This window comes from Povalibacter uvarum (genome assembly GCF_014202975.1).
Taxonomy (GTDB): domain Bacteria; phylum Pseudomonadota; class Gammaproteobacteria; order Steroidobacterales; family Steroidobacteraceae; genus Steroidobacter; species Steroidobacter uvarum.
The window spans coordinates 963,585-985,982 of sequence record NZ_JACHHZ010000001.1 but is presented as its reverse complement, the minus strand read 5'-3'; the positions used below and the strand labels follow the sequence as shown (position 1 = coordinate 985,982).

Below are 22,398 nucleotides of genomic sequence, written 5' to 3'. Positions count from 1 at the left end.
TCGCTCCACTATCGACCGCCGCCACCACCGCCACCACCGCCGCCACCCGAAGAACCGCCGCCGCCGGAGCCTGACGAGCTACCTGGCGCGCTGGCTGACGACGCAATCTGGGAACTCAGGCTGCTGCCGACGGCGCGCGACAGGCTGCCCAGGTCACCGACATTACCACCGCGATACCAACCGATATTGTTTGCCGTTGCTACCGCAGCGGCAGCACCCACGGCGAGTGTGAACTTCTTCGTCCACGCCTCCTCGACTTCGAGCGCCACGGCGTAAGGCAGCAGGGTTTCGTAGCGCTTCGCATCCAGCGCTGGCGGTTCGCCAGGCCCACTAACGCGCGCGAGCTCATCGCGTTCCGCGACACTCAGATATAGCTTGAGCCCTTCGATCTCGTCGAGAAGCTTCCTGCCCTCGATCGTCGGCGCACGCACCAGGAACGCGAAGACGATGACCGTCACGACCGAAAGAACACACAGTGCGACGATCGCGATGATGCCCGCGCCCTGCGCCACCATCAACGCAACGACGAACGTGATGACCGCGATGCCGACGGCCTTGGCGATACTGAAACCATTGAGCTGGAAATACTTCGGCTTCATTGCGCGGCTGAGCGCACTCGAATGCGCCGCCATCGCGCCGGAGACCGTCGATGCGTTCGTGTTCTTCAACACCAGGGATTGTGTGCCGCGGAAGAGCCGGCTGAGCAGCTTCTCGTTCTCGGCGCCCGATGCGGCGCCCGGCTCGCGCTCGAGCCGCCATTCGTCCTTGAACAGTTTTGAATCCCTGACGATCCGCAGACATCCCGACACCGCGAGGGTCAGCACGGCCGCTGAGAAGCAGAGATTGTCGTAGCTCATGCGCTGCATGTAGCGAAGGCTCGCCGCGCTGAAGCCTTCCGGTGGTTCATAGCGCGCGATGATGATGCCCTTGCTCGGATCGCGTCCTACACGGCGCCATTCGCGCACACAGAAGACGATGAGGAGGATCGTGCCGATCAGTGCGATCAACACACCGGCGTTGTCCTTCAACAACCACGCAGCGCGCTGGGTGCTCGAAGGCTGCGCCACGATTCCCTTCGGGAAGGTGAGAACGATCGTCAATCCTTCGTAGGGCGCCAGCGGTTGCCTCAGGTTCCAGCGCGCCACGCCGTCCTGCACGATCTGCGCTGTGTAGTTCTGACCTTTGGCGCCCTGCACGCCTGTGTAGGCCTCGACACTCATCTCGCTGCTCGGTGCGGGCGCAGGCAAGCGCGCCTCGACTTGCGCGGTCATGACCGGAAAAATCCAGCCCGTGCCGATCGCGTTCCAGTAGAGCTCGTCGTGATTCTCGAAGAAACCGAGCTGCCGCGTCGTCCGGTAACGCAGCGTGAATGTGTGCTCGGCCGGCGCGGGCAGAAAATCATCATTGCCCGTGTTGATGCGAACGCCGTTGCCGAGGTTCTCGGTGAACCACGGTTCCGCCTGCCCATTGCGTTCGACACCCAGGACTTCCAGACCGACGACGACCTTGTTTCCGTAGCGATCGCGATAGCGCGTGGGGAAATCGCGGTAGATGCCGCGCCGGATCTGATTTCCCTCGACGTTCACCGTGATGTGTTCAGCCACATCCAGTGCACCATCGGCGCGGATCTGGATATCGATGTCGTAGCGAAGAATGCGCTCGTCGGCGGTCGCCGTCGTCCAGCTGGCGACGAGGGCTGCCAGCACTACCAGGCAACGAATCATTGCGTCACCTCCACGCGCACGGCAGGACGCTCCTCATCCTTTGCTTGATAGAACTCGGCGGCGTGGAAGTTGCCGCTGCGAGCAACGATCAGGTCCGGCACACGCTGGACCGTGTCGTTGTAGTCCCTGACGGCACCGTTGTAGAAGCGGCGCGCGTACTGCAGGTGCTCCTCGACCTCGACGAGATCCCGCTGCAGCTGGGCGAAGTTCTCGCTTGCCTTGAGATCGGGATAGGCCTCGCGCAACGCGAAGACCCGGCTCAATGCCTGCTCGAGCGCGGACTCGACCTGGGCAAGTCGCGCAGGGCTGTTGAGTCCGATCGCCTGCGAACGCAGCGTCGTCACCGCGTCGAGAACCGCGCGCTCATGGTCGGCGTAGCCTTTGACCGCGGACACGAGTTGGGGAACGAGATCGTGACGGCGCGTGAGCTGGACATCGATATCGGCCCACGCCGTGCGCACCTGGTTACGAAGTCGAACCAGGCGGTTGTAAGCGAAAACGGCCCAGACCAGCAGCAGCGCGACGACGCCAACCCCAATCGCAGTCATTTAGCTCCCCTCCTGTTGTGGCGCATTATGCTCAGCTCGCGTGGTGTTTTTGCGTCGCGCCACCCCGTCGCACCCGCGCAGGCGGGTGCCCATCTTTCCTGAAACCGGATGGATTCCCGCGTTCGCGGGAATGACGGTCGAGGCCTCCCTTGTCCCTGCAAATTTTGCAGGTGAGTATATCCAAGCCCATCCCCTGGAGCAGGACCGCAAATTCAGGGTGGCTTCTGTCCCCTGAGACAGCGCAGACTTCGGACTCGGACCCGTGAGCTACGGAGATCGCTCGTGAGCAATCGTTTCGCTGTCGTGGCGTTCGGTGCGGTCGCTATCGTGGCGGTCACGGCCACGCTGATGATTCCGCCTTCGAGTCCACCGCCGCCCGACAAGGTCGCGCCGCCGGTCGCGCCCGCTGCCGCGTCGGCCCCTGATCCTGCAGTTGCGCCTCAAGTCGAGGGTCTGGTCGAAGGTCTGGTCGAAGGTTCGACAGAAGCGCCTGCCCCGGCAGCTTCACCGCCGATCGGCGAGGCAGGCCCGATCCAGGACGAGCCCGACAAGCGTTCTCCCTCGACGCCGCAAGATCGGTAAACGACGACGGCGGGAACGCGCCGACGCATAAAAGAAAAAAACGCGCGAGCCCGTTGCCAGGCCCGCGCGTTTCGGGATCGATCGACTCGAGACTTACTCGCCTTCCAGTTCCTTCTCGACCTCGGCGGCCGTCTTCTTGCGCAGGGCCTGGCCCTTCTCGGCCGCAACGCGCTCTTCCTCACGTGCGCCAGCCAGGATGCCCGGCAACGCATAGTTGCCTTCATGGCACGCGTACTCGTAGAGCTTCTCGTTGGTCGCGCTCATGATCTCTTCGCCCATCCAGACATCGGCCCAGACCGTCGGGTCCTCGACCTTGAACTGATACAGGATCTGATCGGGAGCGACGCGGGTGAAGCGCTCGGTGACCTTCACGTTCTCGTTCGCACCGCGAATGGACTGCTGCGGGTGAAGGTTCGTCGTCTCGACGACGAGCGTGTCACCCTCCCAGCGGCCCACTGAATCGCCCATCCACTTCTTGATGCCGGCCGGAGCGTGATCCGCATTGAGCTTCACGATGCGAGTGTCATGGACCATCTCGACCAGAATCATGACCGTGTCTTTGCTCTGCACGATCGTGTACGTGTTGTTGTACATCTGCGGTGTCATCGGCGGGCCCGCGCTCGAACCGAAGGACATCAGGCAGCGTTCGCCGAGAGAACGAATCTCGGGACCGTCGACCGGACCCGCGCCCTTGCGGAACGCTGCAGACTTCGCCGCGAGACGTTGACGCGCTTCCGGCAGCACCGCAGGCAGACGTCCGTTCTTCGGATAGACGAGGAATGAGCTGCGCGCTTCGCCGTTGACGCGCGTCACCTGGCTGCCGCGATCCACCCAGAAATTGTTGTAGCCGCAGTTCGTGCCGGAGAAACCGTAACCGCAATCCTTCGGCAGATCCTGGATGCCGAGCTTCGGATCGGTCGGCAGAGCATTCTTCTCCACGTGGTCCGCCGCAGTGCCTTCGATCTGTGCTGCTTCCTCAGGCGTGAGCACGAGGCGATCGCCGAACTGAGCCGGTCTCTCGAGCGATGTCAGCGAAGCGTTGGTCCAGTTGCCCTGGAAATCAGGATGACCGTCGGCCGTGCGCGGCACCTTGTAACCCTTCGCCAGAACCGGCTTCGACCACTCCGCCGCCGTAGCGACCGTGGCCGATGCTGCGATCGCCACAGCGACGCTGCCGACCTGCAGAATCCTCTTTGCGCGAGACAGATATTTCATGCGCTCCCCCAAGACGAGAATCGGGATGAGTCAGCGGGCCATCCGCTGGACTCGACGGGGCGCAGTCTATTCGCGGGCCGTGTGAAGGTTCGTCAAATATGAACAAGTATCGATGGTTAGCGATGCGCCACCCTCGAGCGGGCACTGACCTTTCTTGTCGTAGCGCGGACCAGGACTTCTTGTACAAACCCGAACATGAAAACCAAAACGATCGCGCTCGCAACGCTCCTCTCCGCTGCCTCGATCGCGCCCGCTCTTGCTCAGGAACTGCGGGCCGATCATCCCGGCAAGAAGGTCTACGACACCTACTGCGCCGCATGCCACGCGCAGCCGGCAACGCGTGCGCCTGCGCTCTCGGCGTTGCAGCAGATGAATGCACAGCATCTGCGGCAAGTGCTGACAGAAGGCGTGATGCAGCAGCAAGGCGCGATCGTTCCGAAGGAGCAGTTCCCGGATCTCCTCGGCTATCTCGCAGCACCCGATGCGGCGCCCGCGGATTGGGTCGCCGGCATGATGTGCAAACCGGACGCACGCGACGTCGATCTGACTCAGCCAGCGTCGATGTCGATGTTCGGCACGGATCACCGCAACAGTCGGCGGCTCACAGCGACTCAGGCTGGTCTCAAGAGTGCGGATCTCCCCAACCTCGAACTGGCGTGGGCAATCGCATTCCCGAAGACCACATCGCTGCGCGCGTCGCCGGTGATCGTGGGCTCGACGATGTTCTTCTCCGCGGGCCAGGCTGGGAAACTGCTTGCGCTCGACACGCGTACAGCCTGTGTGAAGTGGGCTTACGATGCAGGCGTTCCGTTGCGCTCCTCCGTCTCGTACGGCGAACTCGGCACGAGCGGCAAGAAGGCAATCATCTTCGGCGACGCCAGAGCGAACATCCACTCACTCGATGCGAAGACAGGCGCGCTGCTGTGGAAGGCTGAAGGAAGACACGACAAACAAGGTCAGATCACCGGCGCCGCCGTGCTCTACAAGGACCGCGTGATCGTCCCGGTCTCATCATCAGGTGTGGGCAGCGGCGCGAACCCGACGTTCGAGTGCTGCACTGGACACGGCGCTGTCGTCGCACTCGATGCCGTCACCGGCAACAAGCTCTGGACTGCGCACACGATGGAGGACGCGCAATACACCGGCAAGACGAGCCCGACCGGCGTCAAGTTGCGCGGTCCTTCCGGTGCGCCGATCTGGTCGACACCTTCCGTCGATGAGAAACGATCCGTGACGTACGCAGCGACGGGACAGAACACATCGCTGCCTGCAACGACGACGAGCGATGCGATTCTCGCGATCGATCTCGCGACGGGCGACCTCAAATGGAGTTTCCAGGCGCTTGCCAAAGACGTGTGGCACCTCGGCTGTCAGGCTGATTCTGCGAAATCCGGACCGAACTGCCCGAAGCCTGAAGACAGTGTGCTGAAGGACTACGACTTCGGCGCCGGGGTCGTCATCTCACGGCGTCCGAATGGCAAGGACGTTCTCCTCGCCGGTCAGAAATCAGGCGATCTCTGGGCGCTCGATCCGGATGACAAAGGTCGCGTGCTCTGGCGCCAGACATTCGGACACGGCACCCCGCTTGGCGGCATTCATTGGGGAATCGCCGTCGATGACGAGCGAGTGTTTGCGCCGATCAACGATCCGTTTGCAGCCGCGGGCAGCTATGTGCCCGAACCTGGTATGAACGCGGTGAACATCGATACGGGCAAGGTTGCGTGGCGCAAACCCGTGACGCCGGACTGCTCGAATGGTCGCGACAAACGCTACGACCTGTGCCATGAGAAGTACGGTCTTTCTGCGGCGCCGCTGGTGGTGGACAAATCAGTTGTCGCTGGCGCGCTCGACGGCCGCATCTACATCTACGATGCGGCAACTGGCGACATCGTGTGGCAATACGACACGCTGCGCGACTTCGAAACTGTGAATGGGATTCCCGGCAAGGGCGGTGGCATCGATAGCCACTCGGTGTTTGCGGGTGACGGCATGCTGTTCGTGGGATCGGGCTATGGCGGTTTCAGGCAGCCGCCGGGGAATGTGTTGTTGGGGTTTAGGGTGAAGAGGAAGTGACGGCGAAGACTCCGAGCCTTGCCCCGCAATGTAGAACGCCACTTCGTGTAGCGCTGATAGAAACGTACGCATCTACGGGCCCAGGACCGAAGCCGCTGGATCGCCGCATCGCTCCTGCAACTTCCAGCAAGAGGGGTGTGAACTGCGGTACACCTCTATCCCGTCTTCCACGCCTTCATATCGAGCCCAGCGGCCTGAAGAGCACGCGACATTTCAGCCGGTATATAGAACCCCTCGGCAGCAGACGCGAGGTCATCAAGCTTCTTCTGAAGATGATCTTTACCACCAAATGCCGTGATCAACCTGCTAACTGCATCTGTGGCTAGTCCGACAACGGCATGATGCGGCAAACCAAGATCGTCGAACATTCTGTCCGGAACTCCTAGTACTCGGCATTGCATGCCGTCGCACTGCGCCACAAAGCCAAAATCAGGTTCCGCTCCAATCACTCGTTGCGGAGAAGTATCTCCATATACCTCGACCATGCCTGAAACCAAAAGGTAACTCCGATTCGCAATCTTCTCGTCTGCGTACTTAGCAAATAGATACCAAGTTCCTCTTTTTTTCTTCTCCGCTGTTAGCACCACATCCGGAGCAGCCTCGAACTTTACATGGCCAGGATCGAAGCTCAATGCAAGAAGCGGGTCCTGCATTGGAATAGCTTCCGCGCACGCAGCTAGTGCCCACATGAAGCTAAGGGCCGTAACGATAAACTTCATAACTTGGCCGCTCCCTTTCATAACCAGGTCCTGGCCAGATAGCACCTGGCCTTGTGTTTAGTCTCTGATTGAAATCCGAGACCCATCGCTCGCCGTTGTTCATCTGCATATGACCTTCGGGTCGGGTGGAGATTCCCTGCATGACCACGATGTCTCCCTTTTGGGGTTGATAGTCCGGGCCGACGTCCAACTGTCGGAACCCTGCCTTCTCAAGTGAAGGTCCATAGTCTTTCGCATATGTGGTCCTATCGAGAGCAATCCCTCCCGCTTCGACCGCCTCTCGAACTCGTGTCGCGCAAACACCTTGGGACTGAGCGGTAGCGCAGCTATTTAGACGGTCAACCGCCTTGTCAACGCTGTACTGACTTTGCTGCTCAGCCGCTTTATTGTCTGCCTGCTCTTTCCGCGAGGCGGCCATCGCCTCTGCAAACGCATAGGACTCATCCACCTTGCAGTCGGATGCTGCGGCGCCCTTTATGTTCGTGCCCGTATCGCATGTCCCGCTCGGATCCATGCTGTTTATTGGGTCATTGCCCACATACGCATAGAGGTTGGTGTTGTCATCATAGCCAATCGGATCCGTCTGCAAGAACCTCCCCAGCGTCGCCGAATAGAACCTCGCCTTGTAGTGATACAGCTCCAGCTCCGCCAACCAAATTTGCCCCGTGTACTGAAATCTCCCTATGTTGCCGGCCCCAGGTCGGCCGGGCACGCCATAAGCATCATAGGCATTGACCCCAACCACCCCACCATTCGCGTCGGCCACCGCCACGATCGAACCCTGATGATTGGCGAAGAGACCGCGTCGTGTGGTGAGGCCCGCGCCTTCGTACCATAGCAAGGGCTCGTCGACTCCGGCGCCGTGCACATATCGGCGCATCAGGGCGCCACCGCTGTACTCGGCCACAAGCTTGTCACCGTCGTACAGAAACTGCGTGGTGCTACCTCCGCCCGAAATCTGAAATAACCTTCCCATCGGGTCATACGCCAACGTTGCGTTCTTCGCACCGCTCGCCGACACCAGCCGGTTCTCAGCGTCGTAGACAAAGTTCGTTACGCCCTCTGGGGTGAGATTGCCTGAGGTGAGATTGCCATTCAGGTCGTACGTGTGAACCGAACCAGCGACACTCGTGTACTGGTTGAGGCCATTGACGTTGTAGCTGCGAGCAGGCGTATCCGGCGTAATGTTCACGTAGGCATCGTTGCTCTCGCCTCGCGTGATGACCTGCGATGCTGGGTTGTAGCCGAACGTCAGAATCTGATCGGCCGCCGTGCCAGAGAGTTCATGCGCCAGCGCCGACAGACGTGAGATCGAATCGTACTCGTTGCTCATCACGGCGCCGCCGACCCACGCATCTGCGCGCCGGCCCAAGTCGTCGTAAAAGAAGTCGGCTACCGTCGTCGCGCCACTTTCGAGAATGCCGGTGAGCCGACCTGCCCCATCGTGGTTGAAAGTGAAGTAGTTGCTGTCGGGGAACGTCAACCGGTTGCGGCGACTGCCAGCATCGTAATCGGAGGTGAGCATGCGGCTGACGCCGCCCATGTTGTTGGTGGACGTCCGAAGCCGTCCAAATCCGTCATAAACATTGGTGATGCCGACTCCGGAAGTCGAGCCGAAACGGGCGAACAATTGCAGACCATCCACGTCGTATCCGTAGTGGACGGCATAGCCCGCCGCCCCGGTGGCTGAACTCGGAACAGTCTTCAGCGAGACTCGATTGCGGCCGTCGTAGTTATAGGTCAGCGTCTGACCATCGCGCTTCCTTAGCGACAGGCGATTGCCCGCGGCGTCGTACGTGTAACTTTCGTAGTCGCTCTCGTTGACGGACCCAGGTGTCGTCTTAGACGGGAACACCCAGCGATTCTGGCGATCATGCCCGTCGTAGCGCATTTCTGCGCGATTGCCGTTGGCGTCAGTAACAGTCGCTCGTTTGCCGTTCGCACTGTACGTGTACGTGGCGTAGTTCTGCTGGAGCGGAGTGCCGTAGGCTCGCTGCACAACGAGGAGTTCGCCCGCGGCGTTGTGAACTTTGCGCGTGATTCGGTCCGGACCAAAGCCTCCTTCAGTACCCAGCGTGCAAGCGCCAGGTAACGACGTGAAGGCGGCAGGATTCATGCGACGCGCTTCGCACTCGGGCCGCCCGGCATCGTCGAACGAACGCTGTATCAGGCTGTATGTCGTCCCGGAAGCGGAGATTGCCTCGCTCGACGGATTGCGACGGCTGTCATAGGTCACGTCAGTGCGGGTGTAGACGGTGAGCGATGTGCTTGAAGGATCGGTGACCGTACCTGACTCGGTGTAGAGCAGTTGGTCGTCCGAGTTGCGATACTCGAAGTAGCTTGCGTTGCGCAGCCCGTTCGAGCCAGCGGGCCCGATTTCCCACTTCTTGCGACCATGAACATCGTAGCGGAAGTACTTCGCATCCGAAGTTCCCGGCAAGGGGCCATCCTCGCTCAGCATTCGCCCCGCCGCGTCATACGAGTAATGGGTTTCGAGGCTCTCGCTGCGTGCCGCATCGATGCGGCGAACGACGCTCGGAAGCAGCGTGTTGCCCCAGTATTCGTACTCCGTGCGCGCCTCCGCTGGCGTACCGCACGTCGTCGTGTCACCGCAGACTCGAACTGCCTCCTTGCGGCTCACGCCTGTCGACGTCTCGTACTCGATATACGTCTTACGCCTGACCCCATTGGCGTCGGCCGGATCGGTTCGCTCCGTTAATTGACCAGCCGCGTTGTAAACGAAGTCGGTCTGCTTATTGCGGGCATCCCTGAACCACACCGGCCGATAGCACAGCGGGCCACCGGAGACGACGGCGCAGCTAGTCGTATCGTAGTAGGCGCTTTCCGATATAGCTGCCAGCCCGGAGCCAGGCTTCGCAGTCAAAGTGCGCGAAGTGATGTTCCCGTAGTCGTCATATGCAACGCTTGCTTCGTTGCTTTCCGGGTAGACAGCACGAATCACGCGATAGGCGAAATCGTAGTGGTAGGCCGTAGAGCGCCCGATCGAATCCGTGATGCTGCTGAGCGCGTTACGCTCGTGGTGATCGACCATGTTGTACGCAACGTTGTAGCCATTCGGACCGGTCACCGTCAGTCGGTCGTACAGATACGTCTGCAGCGTCGTGGCATTGCGTAGATTGGTATAGGTGTAGTTCCACGTAACGCCATCTTTCGTCACCGAGGACACGAGCGGCTTGCTCGGCACGTTGACGACTTGCCGCGACGCGGTTCCCTCGCCCGGGAGTTGGAACATGCCGCTGGCGGTCTCGAGGTAGGTGTGCATCGAGTTGATGCAGCCCTGGCAGTAGTACGTCCTGCCACCCAGATCGGTGATCGTAGTAGTCCCGTTGGAAGTGGCGTAAGTGAGTCGCCCCAGGGGCGTCGCGGGGTCAGCACTTGCATATATGGCCGCCACACTGGGGCTGTTCCAGTCGTCGACCCCTATCGTGTTTCCATGGTAGGCAATGGTGATGAAGAATCCGAGGTTGCTCGTGATCTGCGTCGGGCGGTAGTAAGTCAGCCCACCCAGCATCGCCGTGTCATAGGTGAAGGTGATCGTCTCGCCGTTCGGGTAGGTGATGCTCGAGGCGTAATACAGCACCGTGTTCGGATTCGAACCGGTCGTCTTGATGTGCTTCAGGTTGAAGAAGAAGACCGCACCGGTCTTCGTCTGGCGAAATCTGAAAGGACCGTTACCGACCAGCGTGGAGCCGGTTCCGGTGACGCTCTGGCACGCGTCATCGAGACACTGGAAGCCTTCTGAGGTACCCGTTCCTGTCTGAACCGAATAGTTGCCGTTGGCATATTCGCCGACGCTGCCCGACATCTTCCCTTTGACGTAGGGAGTCACGTTCTGGACCCGATCGAACTTCAGATTCGGTGCGCCCGGCACTGACAGAACCGGAACATCGATGGTCAGTTTGCCGCCGATCACATTCACGCCGTTGCGATCTGTCTCCTCCCGCAACGGCGAGATGACGTCAGGAACGTCGACGACCTGAGCGCGCAACGCCGTGCTGAACGCCATCGCAGCTGTAATGACTGCCAGGACTTTCGCAGTGTGACGATTCATCTTCTTGTCCATCCTTAGCCGCACCAAGCTTTCTTTGGATTCGAGCCCGAGGAACTTGCCGCTCATTGCAGCGTGTTCATCACGAAGTTCACCGTGACGTTGCTCTGCCCGGTGTTGCCACCACCGTCGGTCACGAGACAACGCCACACAGACGTGTACGTTGCGTTGATGTACGGGACCGTGCGCGACCAGCGAGTGTTGTTCGACGTCGGAGAGATCGCTGACGTCTCCGTGTCTCCAGAGACCCACTGCCACGCATAGGTGTAGCCGGAGCCGGTGCCGCCGGAACCGGTGCACACGACGGCCGCATCGATCTGCGTTGGGTTGGATCCGCGCTTCAACCAGCGCCAGGTGCTCGTGCTCAAAGATGCGACCACCGGCGGCAACGTCGTTGCACTGGCGGTATTCGACTCACCCGAGGCGTTGCCCGCGTTGTCGTACGCAGCAACGGTGTAGGAATAGCTCGTGCTGGCAGCGAGCCCCGTGTCGCTGTAGCTCGTCGCCGCAGTGCTCGTGACCAGCGAACCGCCGCGGTAAATCCGATAGCCCGCAAGACCAGAACCGCCCGTGTCGCTGGATGCGCTCCAGGACAGATTGATTCGCGACGGGCCCGCTGCTGCAGCGGACAATCCTGTCGGCGTCGACGGAGCAGTCACGTCCGGCGTCGCAATGTTCTTCACAGCGGACTGACCCGAAACATTTCCGGCTGCGTCATGAGCCGCCACTGTGTAGCTGTAGGTCGTACTGCCGACGACTGTCGAGTCCGCGTACGAAGTGGTAGCACTCGTGCCGATCTGGCTGCCGCCGCGATAGATTCGATAGCCAGTGACGCCTACGTTGTCCGACGAGGCCGACCAGCTCAGGTTGACTAGTGACGCGGATGCTGCCGAACCAGTTAGCCCTGTGGGAACGGAAGGAGCAGTGCTGTCAGGTGTCGTGGCCGACACCGTGCCCGACTGCGCGGATGCGTTGCCGGCGGCGTCGTAGGCCGCCACGCTGTAGCTGTACGTCGTGGCAGGCGTGAGCGAGGAGTTGGAGTACGAGTTGGTTGCACTCGTGCCAATCAGCGACCCATTGCGATAGATCCGGTAACCGGAAAGACCGGACCCGCCAGTATCGGTCGATGGCGACCACGAAAGGTTGATCTGCGTCTGCGATGCCGGCGTCGCGCTCAGTCCCGTCGGCACCGATGGCGCGATGGAGTCCGGGGTGGTCACATTCCTTGCGGCGGACTGCCCGGACAGATTCCCGACCGCGTCGTATGCAGCCACGGTGTAGCTGTACGCCACGGTGCCAGAGACGGTGGAATCCGTATAGCTGGTCTGACCCGTCGAAACCAGCAAACTGCCGTTTCGGTAGATTCGGTAGCCCGCGACAGCGACGTTGTCCGTCGATGCGGTCCAGCTCAGATTCACTTGCGTAGACGATGGAGCCGAGCCTGCCAGTCCCGTCGGCACCGTCGGAGCCGTCGCATCAGGTGTAGTCGCAGTCGCCGCGCTCGACTGTGCTGACAAGTTGCCCGCGATATCGTAAGCCGCGACGCGATAGGTGTAGGTCGTGGCGTCCGTCAGCGGCGAATCCGAATACGACGTGGTCGGGCTCGTGCCGACCTGCGATCCGTTGCGATAGATCCTGTAGCCGGCAATGCCGGAACCTCCGGTATCCGTCGACGCAGACCATGAAAGGTTGACCTGTGAGGCTGATGCGACGGTAGCGCTCAGGCCAGTCGGCGCGGATGGTGCAACCGATTCCGACTTCGACGTTGTCTGCGTGCGATTCCCCGCAGCGTCGTAGTCGTATGTAGCGACAGATCCCTTGGCGCTGCCGGTGACAGTCGTCAGGCGCCCCAGCGCGTCGTAGGTGTACGTCGTGGTGTTGCTGGCGAATACGCCAGGCGCGCTCATGAAGGCGACGAGCAGCGCGACGCCCCATGCTGCTTTGACAACAGACGCACGAGTGCGTGGAGCGCCACTCCATGAGGATCGCGAGATCATCAGAACCTCCCATCGATGCGCTGCACTTCCGTGAGCAGGACAGCGCTCCGTAGCTTATTCGTCTTGTTCCCTGGATAGCCGCACAGCGCGAGCTGATGGCGGCTACCAACTGTGGGCGCGAAAGTGCTATGGCGCGGACAGGAGTGTCAACGGAATTATTTTTCCTTCGCTCGTGAGGGAATTGCGCGTGAAGCGGGTTGCTCCGCTTCAAGGCATCGGGGTTCTCCTCAGGAAGAGGAATGATCAGGCCGCAATCCCCTGCGACCGCAAGTACTCATCGTAGCTGCCCTTGAAGTCGACCAGCGTGCCGTCGGCGCGGACTTCGATGATGCGATTCGCCAGCGAGCCCACGAATTCGCGGTCGTGGGACACGAAGACGAGCGTGCCGGGATATTTTTCGAGACCCATCTGCAGCGACTCGATCGTTTCCATGTCCATGTGGTTCGTCGGTTCGTCGAGCAGCAGCACGTTCGGTCGCGACAGCATGAGCTTGCCGTAGATCATGCGGCCTTTCTCGCCGCCGGAGAGCACGCTCACGGATTTGCGGATCTCATCGCCCGAGAACAGCAGGCGCCCCAGCGTCCCACGCACGACCTGATCGTCATCGCTCTTCGCGCGCCAGTCGCTCATCCACGTGAACAGATCGACCTTCTTGGCGAAGTCGGCCTGCGGGTCCTGCGGCATGTAGCCGACGTTCGCGTTCTCGACCCACGTGATGCGACCTTTTGTCGGCGTGAGGTTGCCGGCCAGCAGGCGCAACAGCGTCGTCTTGCCGACGCCGTTCGCACCGACGATGGCAATGCGTTCTTCCGCTTCGACGTTGAGAGTGACGTTGTTGAAGATCGGAGTACTCGCACCGGGATAGGTGAATCCCATGTGCTCGATCGTCACCGCGTTGCGATACAGCTTCTTGGTCTGTTCGAAACGGATGTACGGGTTCTGTCGTGACGAGGGCTTGACCTCCTCGACCTTGATCTTCTCGATCTGCCGCGCACGCGATGTCGCCTGTCGCGCCTTCGATGCATTCGCCGAGAAGCGCCGGACGAATTCCTGCAGTTCGGAGATGCGGTCTTTCGCCTTCGCGTTCGCAGCTTCGACTCGCGCACGTGCCTGCACGGATGCGAGCATGAAATCGTCGTAGTTGCCCGGCCAGATCTTGATCTGACCGAAATCCAGATCGGCCATGTGCGTGCACACCTGGTTCAGGAAGTGCCGGTCGTGACTGATGATGATCATGGTCGTGTCGTACTTGTTCAGCACGTCCTCGAGCCAGCGGATCGAATTGATGTCCAGGTTGTTCGTCGGCTCATCGAGCAGCAGCACGTCGGGATTCGAGAACAACGCCTGCGCCAGCAGCACGCGAACCTTGAGGCCGGGAGCGACTTCGCGCATCGGGCCGTTGTGATACGACTCCTCGATACCGGCGTCGACGAGAATCGCAGCCGCACGGGACTCGGCATCGTAGCCGCCGTACTCGGCGAACTTCGCTTCGAGTTCCGCCGCCTTCATGTAGTCCTCATCGCTCGCATGCGCATCGGCGTAGATGAGGTCGCGTTCCTTCATTGCGTGCCACATCTCCTGATGACCCTGCAGGACGACGTCGAGGACGCGCTCGTCTTCGTACGCAAACTGGTTCTGATTCAGCTTGCCGAGACGCAGGCCGGCCTGAAGCATCACTTCGCCGCTCGACTGCTCGAGCTCGCCGCTCAGAATCTTCATGAACGTCGACTTGCCGCTGCCGTTCGCGCCGATCAGTCCATAGCGATTGCCATCGCCGAACTTGACCGTGACGCCCTCGAAAAGCGGTTTCGCGCCGAACTGGATGGAGACGTTGGAAGTAGAAAGCATAAGGAGAAGCGGTTAGCGGTTGGCGGTTGGCGGTTAGTGGGAAAAGAGGAACTAACCGCTTTTGCGGCTGGTGTCTCAGCACAGGGGGCGCGGTCCGAGGGACGCGCGGGGGTGCGTATGCTACATGGAGCGCCGGCTGAGGTCAGCCAAGGAATCGGGGCCGGCGCCTGTATTGAGTATCGGCCCGTTTCCTATCTGTTCGGTCTCTTGCTAACCGCCAACCGCCAACCGCTAACCGCTACTCGTCGCCCATATATTCAGGCTCCCATCCAGCGCGTAGCGGTCGATTTCGGCCAGTTCAGAGGCGTCGAAACGCGTGTTTTCCAACGCGCCGAGGCATTCCTCGATCTGGGCCCAGCGGCTGGCGCCGATCAGTGCACTCGTCACGGTGGGTCGGCGCAATACCCACGAAATTGCGAGTTGCGCGAGCGTCTGCCCGCGGCGGCGCGCGATGTCGTTGAGAGCGCGAACGTTCGACAGGTTGCGTTCGTTCAGCAATTCCCTGCTGAACGAGCCGCCCTGCGAGGCGCGTGAGGCGTCGGGAACGCCGTTGAGATAGCGATCGCTCAGCAGGCCCTGGGCCAGCGGTGAGAACACGATGCAGCCGACGCCTTCCTCGTCGAGCACATCGAGCAGGCCGTCTTCGATCCAGCGATTCAGCAGTGAATACGACGGCTGATGAATGATGAATGGCGTCTTGAGATCCCGAAGAATCGCCGCGGCCTCGCGCGTCTTCTCCGGGCCATACGAAGAAATGCCCACGTACAGCGCCCGGCCGCTGCGCACCGCTGTATCGAGCGCGCCCATGGTTTCTTCGAGCGGCGTATCGGGATCGACTCGATGCGAATAGAAGATGTCGACGTAGTCGAGCCCCATGCGCTTCAAGCTCTGGTCGAGGCTCGAAAGCAGATACTTGCGCGAGCCCCACTCGCCATAGGGGCCGTCCCACATCAGATAGCCGGCCTTCGTGGAGATGATCAGCTCATCGCGATGGGACGCGAGATCGGTTGCGAGGATGCGGCCGAAGTTCTCTTCCGCCGAACCGGGCGGCGGACCGTAGTTGTTCGCCAGATCAAAATGCGTGATGCCGCGATCGAACGCCTTCAGCACCATTTCGCGGGCGTTGTCGCGCACCACGCTGCCGCCGAAGTTCTGCCACAACCCCAGCGAGATCCGCGGCAGTTTCAGACCGCTGCGGCCGCAGCGGGCATAGGGCATGCGTTGTTGATAGCGCTTCGGATCGGGGTGATGCATGGGAGAGTCCCGGCGATGAGTCCTTCAGACTCTGGCCGCAACGCCGGGACGGGTCAAGCAGGCTCAGCGCTCGTCGACACCCCCGCTGACGCCAATGCGCGTCATCCCATTGCGCTGGGCCAGGGCCAGCACTCGCGCCACGGTGTCGTACTGAGCGCGGCGATCGGGACGGACCTGTAGATCCGGCGGCGTGGCTTTGGCGCCTTCGTGCCGGAAGTAACTTTCGAGCTCGTTGAAGTCCCTGACGAGCGTGCCGTTCCACACGATCGCCCCGTCGAAGTCGATGTCGACGTAGACGGTCTCCGGAACAGGCCCTCCACTGATGCCCTGGAGCTGGAGCGATGTCGAATGCGTCAGGATCGGCAGCGTGATGATGAACATGATCAGAAGGACGAGCAGCACATCGATGAGCGGCGTCGTGTTCATCTCGATGATGGGATCGCCTTCGACAGCAGCACTTGCAGTCATTGCCATGATCGGTACCTCCGCATCTTGTTTCTGGAATCGGGCAGGTCACACACATGTCACTTGGGCTGTGACATCGGCGTGTCACCACTCGTTCATTTCGTTGCGGAATTCCCTGAGTACCGTCGAAATATAGTAGGCTTCCGCTCTTCATCCATCGGCGTACGGCTCGTACCTCCAGGACCAAAATGAAGGCACTGCTGGCCACGCCGCTGCACACCGGTAGTGCAGAGCGAGAGTTCATCAATGGACTGCTCGAAGCCCACGGCCTCTATGCCGGATGGACCTGCCTCGAAGGTCAGGCCAACATTTCACGCGCCCGCGACCTGCTGGCCGCACAGTTCCTGGCCTCGGACTGCACGACCCTCGTCTTCATCGACGGCGACATCGGATTCACCCGCGCCGACCTGGAGCGCCTGCTGGCCTCACCATTTGCCATAACGGGCGGTCTCTACCCTCGCAAGTCGGCCTCGCTGAAATGGGTGTGCGCGCCGCAGCCCGAAGATCTGCCGCCCGTGCCGGGCCACCCCGACTACAGGCGGGTGCGCCGGATGGGTACCGGCTTCCTTCGAATCGAGAGGAGCGCCTTCGAGAAGATGGTGGCGCACGGCCAGATCCCCGACTACCCGATGAACGAAGGCCGCATTCGTCACTTTTTCCCTACGGGGATGCTCAACGGCGAGTTCCTTTCGGAGGACTACTACTTCTGCGAGCTCGCCGCCCAAGCGGGGCTGGGTGTCTATTTGGACACTCGTATCCGCCTGAGACATGTCGGACGATCCGTTTATCGGCGTGCCGATGACGCTGAACGCTGATTGCGTTCGAAAAGAATCAATTCGAATCGATACGGGAGAACAGGAACAGTGGATAAGCCCAAGAAAGGTGCGGAGCTGACCAAGGCCATCCGCCGGACGCTGGTGGCTTCAGCGGCCGTCGCGCCGATGTACTTCATGTCCCCAACGGCTTCCGCCCAGGTCGCCGAAGCCGGCCCAGACCAGACCGTGCGCGACACCGACGGCCTGCCTGGAGAAGGTATAACGCTCGATGGCCGCGCATCGCAGTCATCGGTGCCGGGCCAGACCTTCATCAGCTCATACGTGTGGACGAACGCGCAGGGGGTGCAGATCGCCACGGGTGCCAACCCCAACGTGCGCTTGCCGGACGGCGTAAACCAGATCCTGCTGACCATTACCGAAGACGACGGCAGCTCCTCGTCGTCATCGAGCACCCTCACGGCGACGGATCTCGTAACCATCACGATCCAGGCCAGCCAGGCACCCACTGCCAATGCCGGTGCCGATCGCACGATCGTGGACACGGACAGCCAGCCGGGCGAGCTCGTGACGCTCGATGGTTCGGGGTCCACCGATCCCGACGGCACGATCACGACGTATCAGTGGTTCCGCGACGGCAACACGCCGCTCGGCACCAGCGAGAGCCCCACGCTTCCCAATGTCGCCCTGCCGGACGGCGTCAGCCAGATCACGCTGGTCGTTACGGACAATTCGGGCAATACGGCCAGCGATACCGCAGTCATCACCGTGGGTGCGGCCGCGCCTCCGCCCACCGATCCCGAACTCGCGGACCTGAACCTCAAGCCAAACGAGCGGGAGGTCGCCAAAAATCTCGATGACCTCTGCGTGCGACTGGAAGATCTCAGCATCGGCCAGGGCGAAGGCGGATCGGAACTCTCTCCGGAACAGGAAGACCTGCTGAACCGGTGCCGCGGCATCATCAACGACGAGAGCACTGCGAATCAGCAGCAGGCCCTCGAAGAGCTCGGCGCGCAGGACATCAACGCCATGCGCACGCAGGCGCTGCTGTTCTCGCAGACCCAGTACCAGGGTGTGATGGATCGCTTGCTGTCGCTGCGTGCGGGCGAGCGGGGAACGTCCGTTGCCGGCCTTAGCCTGCGCATCGGCGACAAGTACGTCTCCGCAGAGCAAGTCACCGAAAGCCTCAAGAAAGTTTTCGGCGGCGGCGCCAGCGCGGATGAGCCCGGCGGCCTCCTCGACAACCGCCTTGGTTTCTGGCTGCGCGGCAACTACGGCAGCGGCGAGAAAGACGAGACCGCCTCCGACGACGGCTTCGAGTCCGATCAGTGGGGATTCACTGGCGGCGTCGACTATCGTTTCGGCGAATCCGCAGTCGCCGGCCTGTCCATCGGCTACGGCCAGTCCGATCTCGATTTCGCCTCGGGCGGCCAGGGCAATCTTGAAACCAAGGCCCTGAGCGGCTCCGTTTACGGCTCGGCCTACCTCGGCAACTTCTACTTCGACGGCGTGTTCAACTACACGGATGCGGACTACGACTCGGTCCGTCGCATCGCCTATGAAGAAAGCGGCACGGACATCGATCGCAATGCGCTGGGCTCCACCAGCGGCCAGTCGTTGAGCGGCGGTGTCTCCGTCGGCTACGACATCATCGCCGGCGGATTCACGATCTCTCCGACGTTGGGCTACTTCTACGTCGACACGGATATCGATGCGTTCGCCGAGACTGGCGCAGGGGGTCTCAACCTGGCGTACAACGACCAGGACTACGAGTCGGCAACGGGTAACGCGGGATTGCGCGTGTCGTATGTCTTCAAGACGAGCTGGGGCGTCCTGATTCCGCATCTGCGCGGCACGTTCGTCCGCGAGTTCGAGGATGCGACCGAAGTGTTCAGCGTGCGCTTCGCGGCGGATCCGTTCGCGTCCTCCGCCGATCCGACACCGCCGATCATCGTGATCACGGATGAGCCGGACGATTCGTACTTCCGTATTGCGGCGGGCATGTCCGCGCAGTTCCCGTACGACATCTCGGGCTACTTCGAGTATCAGCGCCTGGAGGCGTACGACGCGGTCGACTTCCAGGATTTCACGATCGGATTGCGTATCCAGCATACGTTCCGCTGAGAACCTCCAGAACAACGAAGGCGGATTCGAGGGAATCCGCCGCATCAGGGATACCGACATGAAATACACATCGATCCACACGTCGATCAAATGGCTCGCGGTGGCGACGTTGTCCGTGCTGCTGAGCGGCTGCGGCGACGAAGGCGAGACGACTGAGAGCACCGGCGTCGACACAAGTACTGGGACAGGCAACGGCGGCGGTGGCTCGACGCCGCGCAACCCGGGGCAGCTGCAGTTCAGCGCGCCTTCCGTTTCGATCAACGAGAATGCCGGCAACGCGACCATCACCATCACTCGAACGGCCGGCTCGGACGGCGCTGTCAGCGTGACGGTGAGCAGCACGAACGGGACAGCGACCAGCCCGGCGGACTACGCCGCTGTGAACAGCACCGTGAACTTCGCCGCTGGCGACAGCGCCGCGAAGACCGTCACTGTCGCGATCGTCAACGACACGACAGACGAGCCGGATGAGACCCTGCAGCTCACGTTGTCGAGCCCGACCAACAGCGCCGTCCTCGGCTCGACGAGCCAGGTGCTCGTGACGATCGTCGATGACGATCTCTCTCCGCCTGCCGCTCCCCGCGCTACCCTCAGCAGCGAATACAAGACCCTGCGGGCTGACTGGACGTCGGTCACGGGTGCTACGAGCTATCGCATCATGAAGGATGCGACCGGGGGTGGAACCTTCGCGCAAGTGGGAGCGGATCTCCCGGCGAGCGCGAAGACAGCCAACATCGACATCGTAGTGTCTCTTGAGGACTGGGCGGATGCCGGTTACGCGATCGCCGCCTGCAACGCGGCCGGGTGCACTCAGTCCGCAACGATGACTCTGGCCGGCTTGAGTGTGCCTCTGATCGGATATCTGAAGGCTCCAGAGCAGCGGGACTACGCCTCGTTCGGAGTAGCTGTGGCCCTGAGCGCCGACGGCAATACACTGGCCGTGGGCATGCCATACAACGGCGCAACTGCCACGCCTTACTCGGGCATCGTGCTCGTCTACACCCGCACGGGCACGACCTGGTCTGTTCCGGTCACCCTGACTGCCTCCAATGCACAGGACTACGACGAGTTCGGTGGATCGGTGAGCATCAGCGCAGACGGCAATACGCTGGTCGTGGGCGCGGCCTTCGAAGACAGCGGTACGGGCAATGAGGCGGACAACTCCGTCGTGAGCTCCGGCGCGGGGTACGTCTTTGCGCGCAACGGGACGAGCTGGACGCAAACCGCGTATCTCAAAAGTGCAGCTCCCGCGATCTCAGATCGGTTCGGATCCGCGGTTGCGATCAGTCCGGACGGTGCCGCAGTGGCGGTGGGTCTCCCCTACTACAGCATTTCCGGCACGACGAGCTACTCCGGTCAGGCACAGGTATTCACCCTGGCATCCGGTAGCTGGAGTCGTGTCGCGACAGTTGCGTCGCCGACGCCCTCGGACTTCGCATACTTCGGCACGACGCTGGCATTGAGCAATCAGGGGACCACGCTGGTCGTGGGCGCGTCGGGCCAGGATGTGGGTATGGAAGTCGATATCGGCGCTGTGTATCGGTACACGCGATCGGGCGGAAGCTGGGCATACAGCGACACCATCACCGCCGATACCCCTGTGCAATACGCATCGTTCGGCTCTTCGGTGTCCATATCGCATGACGGAGCGACGCTGGCCGTCGGGGCCCCCAATCAGACTGTCCCTGGCGCGAACCCAGGCGATCCGGTGCAGCAAACAGGCGCTGTCTTCCTGTTCAATCTCGCGGCAGGCGCACCGGCGCTGTTGACCACGGTCGTCGGCACGGATGTCGGCGAGTTCAACTCGTTCGGCCAGGTGGTGGCATTGAGCGGCGATGGCTCGACGTTGCTGGTCAGCGCACCCTACGACGACAGCGGCACAGCCGGCCTGGGCACTGTGCGGGACACCGCGCAATCGGGATCGGGCGCTGCATACCTCTTCACTGGCAGCGGAAACGCCTGGACGCAGCGGAACTACATCAAGGCATCCAACCCCGAGCTCGGCGATCAGTTCGCCTATGACCTGGCCATCAACAGCAACGGCAGCTCGCTGGCCATCGGTGCACCGGACGAGGAAAGCGGCGCGACTGGACTGAACGGCAATCAGCTCGACGACTGCAACGGTGCCGGAAGCAACTGCAGTCAGGGCTCAGGAGCCGTCTACATCTACTGATGCGTAAAGGTGCCCGGAACGCCCGGTTCCGGGCACCTCGACCTGATCTCGAGTTGCAACGCATTCGGCGCACAATCCACGGCCAGTGCGTACTCGTGAGTGAACTCCGACACTCCGATCGAAGCCTCGTACAGGCTCCGCAGCACGCTCCCCTGCGGCGGCAGGACGTTCTTGTCGAACTGGATCCTGCGCAACATTTCGTTCCACAGGTGAATGCACGCCGCTGAACGCATGCGATTCAGCACATCGGCTGCGCGACGCGGATCGAGGACGGCCCAGTAGTGCTGCCAATCCACGGGATAGAAAACTTCCGGCGGAAAAGCAGTTGCATCGAGCCCATGCTGCCTCATGAGCCGGGTCAGCAGGTCGGGGCCGAGTTCACCCCATTCGACTTCCGAAGACTTCGTCTCGCACGCGGAACGAGCTGCCGCGACCACGGGATGTCCCGCCGGCGCCCGCAATATCGCGCTGTTGATGATCGTGGGTCCCTGACGACCCACGACAAAGCCTGCGTCGGGCAATGAATCGGTGAGACAGAAAACGTCGAGATCCACCCACCACCCGCCATGCCGGTACAGCAGTTCATAGCGGAAGCAATCCGAGAATGCTGCAACGCTTCCCCGCCCTACGCCGGCGCTATGAGCGAACACTCGCTCGCGCGGCAAAACCTCGGCAGCATCCAGCACGCGACAGCCGTCCGGCACACCGGGGATCTCCTCGTAGGTAAAGAGATCGAATTGATGTCCCCGGGTGAGGAACGACGCGATGCACGCTCGCTCGAGCGGCGACAACGGCGACCCAATCCACAACCCGCTGACTCGCGCCATCGTTGGA

The 22,398-nt window shown here is 61.6% G+C and carries 15 protein-coding genes; 5 read left to right on the top strand and 10 right to left on the bottom strand.

What is annotated here, in order from left to right; translation table 11 throughout:
• Positions 1-8 precede the first annotated feature (8 nt).
• Together HNQ60_RS04235 and HNQ60_RS04230 are read right to left on the bottom strand one after the other, a co-directional pair.
• On the bottom strand, positions 9-1,724 hold the full coding sequence (locus HNQ60_RS04235) for a DUF2207 domain-containing protein (protein WP_184329751.1): 1,716 nt from the start codon (positions 1,722-1,724) through the stop codon (positions 9-11).
• Positions 1,721-2,272, bottom strand: a complete 552-nt coding sequence (locus tag HNQ60_RS04230; protein ID WP_184329750.1) for a LemA family protein — start codon at positions 2,270-2,272, stop codon at positions 1,721-1,723. The genes HNQ60_RS04235 and HNQ60_RS04230 overlap by 4 nt, the downstream gene beginning before the upstream one ends.
• Positions 2,273-2,554: 282 nt before the next feature.
• Between HNQ60_RS04230 and HNQ60_RS04225 the strand changes: the two genes are divergently transcribed.
• The gene (locus HNQ60_RS04225) at positions 2,555-2,854 is read left to right on the top strand and encodes a hypothetical protein (RefSeq protein ID WP_184329749.1); all 300 of its coding nucleotides are present in this window, start codon (positions 2,555-2,557) and stop codon (positions 2,852-2,854) included.
• Positions 2,855-2,947: 93 nt separating this feature from the next.
• Here the strand turns inward: HNQ60_RS04225 and HNQ60_RS04220 are convergent, their stop codons facing one another.
• Positions 2,948-4,069, bottom strand: coding sequence for a hypothetical protein (locus HNQ60_RS04220; protein ID WP_184329748.1), 1,122 nt, complete (start codon positions 4,067-4,069; stop codon positions 2,948-2,950).
• A 195-nt stretch (positions 4,070-4,264) separates the two neighbouring features.
• Here HNQ60_RS04220 and HNQ60_RS04215 point away from each other — a divergent pair, with 195 nt between their 5' ends.
• Positions 4,265-6,142 (top strand): outer membrane protein assembly factor BamB family protein, encoded by a 1,878-nt coding sequence (locus HNQ60_RS04215; RefSeq protein WP_184329747.1) that lies wholly within the window; start codon positions 4,265-4,267, stop codon positions 6,140-6,142.
• Positions 6,143-6,297: 155 nt separating this feature from the next.
• Here the strand turns inward: HNQ60_RS04215 and HNQ60_RS04210 are convergent, their stop codons facing one another.
• From HNQ60_RS04210 to HNQ60_RS04185, 6 genes are all read right to left on the bottom strand, one after another.
• Positions 6,298-6,861, bottom strand: a complete 564-nt coding sequence (locus HNQ60_RS04210; RefSeq protein WP_184329746.1) for an acyl-CoA synthetase family protein — start codon at positions 6,859-6,861, stop codon at positions 6,298-6,300.
• The gene (locus tag HNQ60_RS04205) at positions 6,836-10,933 is read right to left on the bottom strand and encodes an RHS repeat domain-containing protein (protein ID WP_184329745.1); all 4,098 of its coding nucleotides are present in this window, start codon (positions 10,931-10,933) and stop codon (positions 6,836-6,838) included. The genes HNQ60_RS04210 and HNQ60_RS04205 overlap by 26 nt, the downstream gene beginning before the upstream one ends.
• A gap of 62 nt (positions 10,934-10,995) precedes the next feature.
• Positions 10,996-12,927: a fibronectin type III domain-containing protein gene (locus tag HNQ60_RS04200; RefSeq protein WP_184329744.1), complete on the bottom strand. Its 1,932-nt coding sequence runs from the start codon at positions 12,925-12,927 to the stop codon at positions 10,996-10,998.
• Positions 12,928-13,170: 243 nt separating this feature from the next.
• Positions 13,171-14,775: an ABC-F family ATPase gene (locus HNQ60_RS04195; protein WP_184329743.1), complete on the bottom strand. Its 1,605-nt coding sequence runs from the start codon at positions 14,773-14,775 to the stop codon at positions 13,171-13,173.
• A 231-nt stretch (positions 14,776-15,006) separates the two neighbouring features.
• Complete coding sequence (mgrA, locus tag HNQ60_RS04190) at positions 15,007-16,029, bottom strand: L-glyceraldehyde 3-phosphate reductase (RefSeq protein WP_184329742.1); 1,023 nt, start codon at positions 16,027-16,029, stop codon at positions 15,007-15,009.
• A 63-nt stretch (positions 16,030-16,092) separates the two neighbouring features.
• Positions 16,093-16,503 carry an ExbD/TolR family protein gene (locus tag HNQ60_RS04185; RefSeq protein WP_184329741.1) on the bottom strand — a complete coding sequence of 137 codons (411 nt, stop codon included), beginning with the start codon at positions 16,501-16,503 and terminating at the stop codon, positions 16,093-16,095.
• Between the two features lie 179 nt (positions 16,504-16,682).
• On the opposite strand from HNQ60_RS04185, the gene HNQ60_RS04180 reads away from it, so the two are divergent.
• The 3 genes from HNQ60_RS04180 to HNQ60_RS04170 are packed head-to-tail and all read left to right on the top strand — an operon-like array spanning position 16,683 to position 21,564.
• Complete coding sequence (locus tag HNQ60_RS04180; protein ID WP_184329740.1) at positions 16,683-17,309, top strand: hypothetical protein; 627 nt, start codon at positions 16,683-16,685, stop codon at positions 17,307-17,309.
• Between the two features lie 48 nt (positions 17,310-17,357).
• On the top strand, positions 17,358-19,391 hold the full coding sequence (locus HNQ60_RS04175) for an autotransporter domain-containing protein (protein ID WP_184329739.1): 2,034 nt from the start codon (positions 17,358-17,360) through the stop codon (positions 19,389-19,391).
• A 58-nt stretch (positions 19,392-19,449) separates the two neighbouring features.
• Positions 19,450-21,564 (top strand): Calx-beta domain-containing protein, encoded by a 2,115-nt coding sequence (locus tag HNQ60_RS04170; protein WP_184329738.1) that lies wholly within the window; start codon positions 19,450-19,452, stop codon positions 21,562-21,564.
• On the opposite strand, the gene HNQ60_RS04165 is transcribed toward HNQ60_RS04170, so the two are convergent.
• Positions 21,558-22,391, bottom strand: a complete 834-nt coding sequence (locus tag HNQ60_RS04165; RefSeq protein WP_184329737.1) for a capsular polysaccharide synthesis protein — start codon at positions 22,389-22,391, stop codon at positions 21,558-21,560. The genes HNQ60_RS04170 and HNQ60_RS04165 overlap by 7 nt on opposite strands.
• Positions 22,392-22,398: the final 7 nt, after the last annotated feature.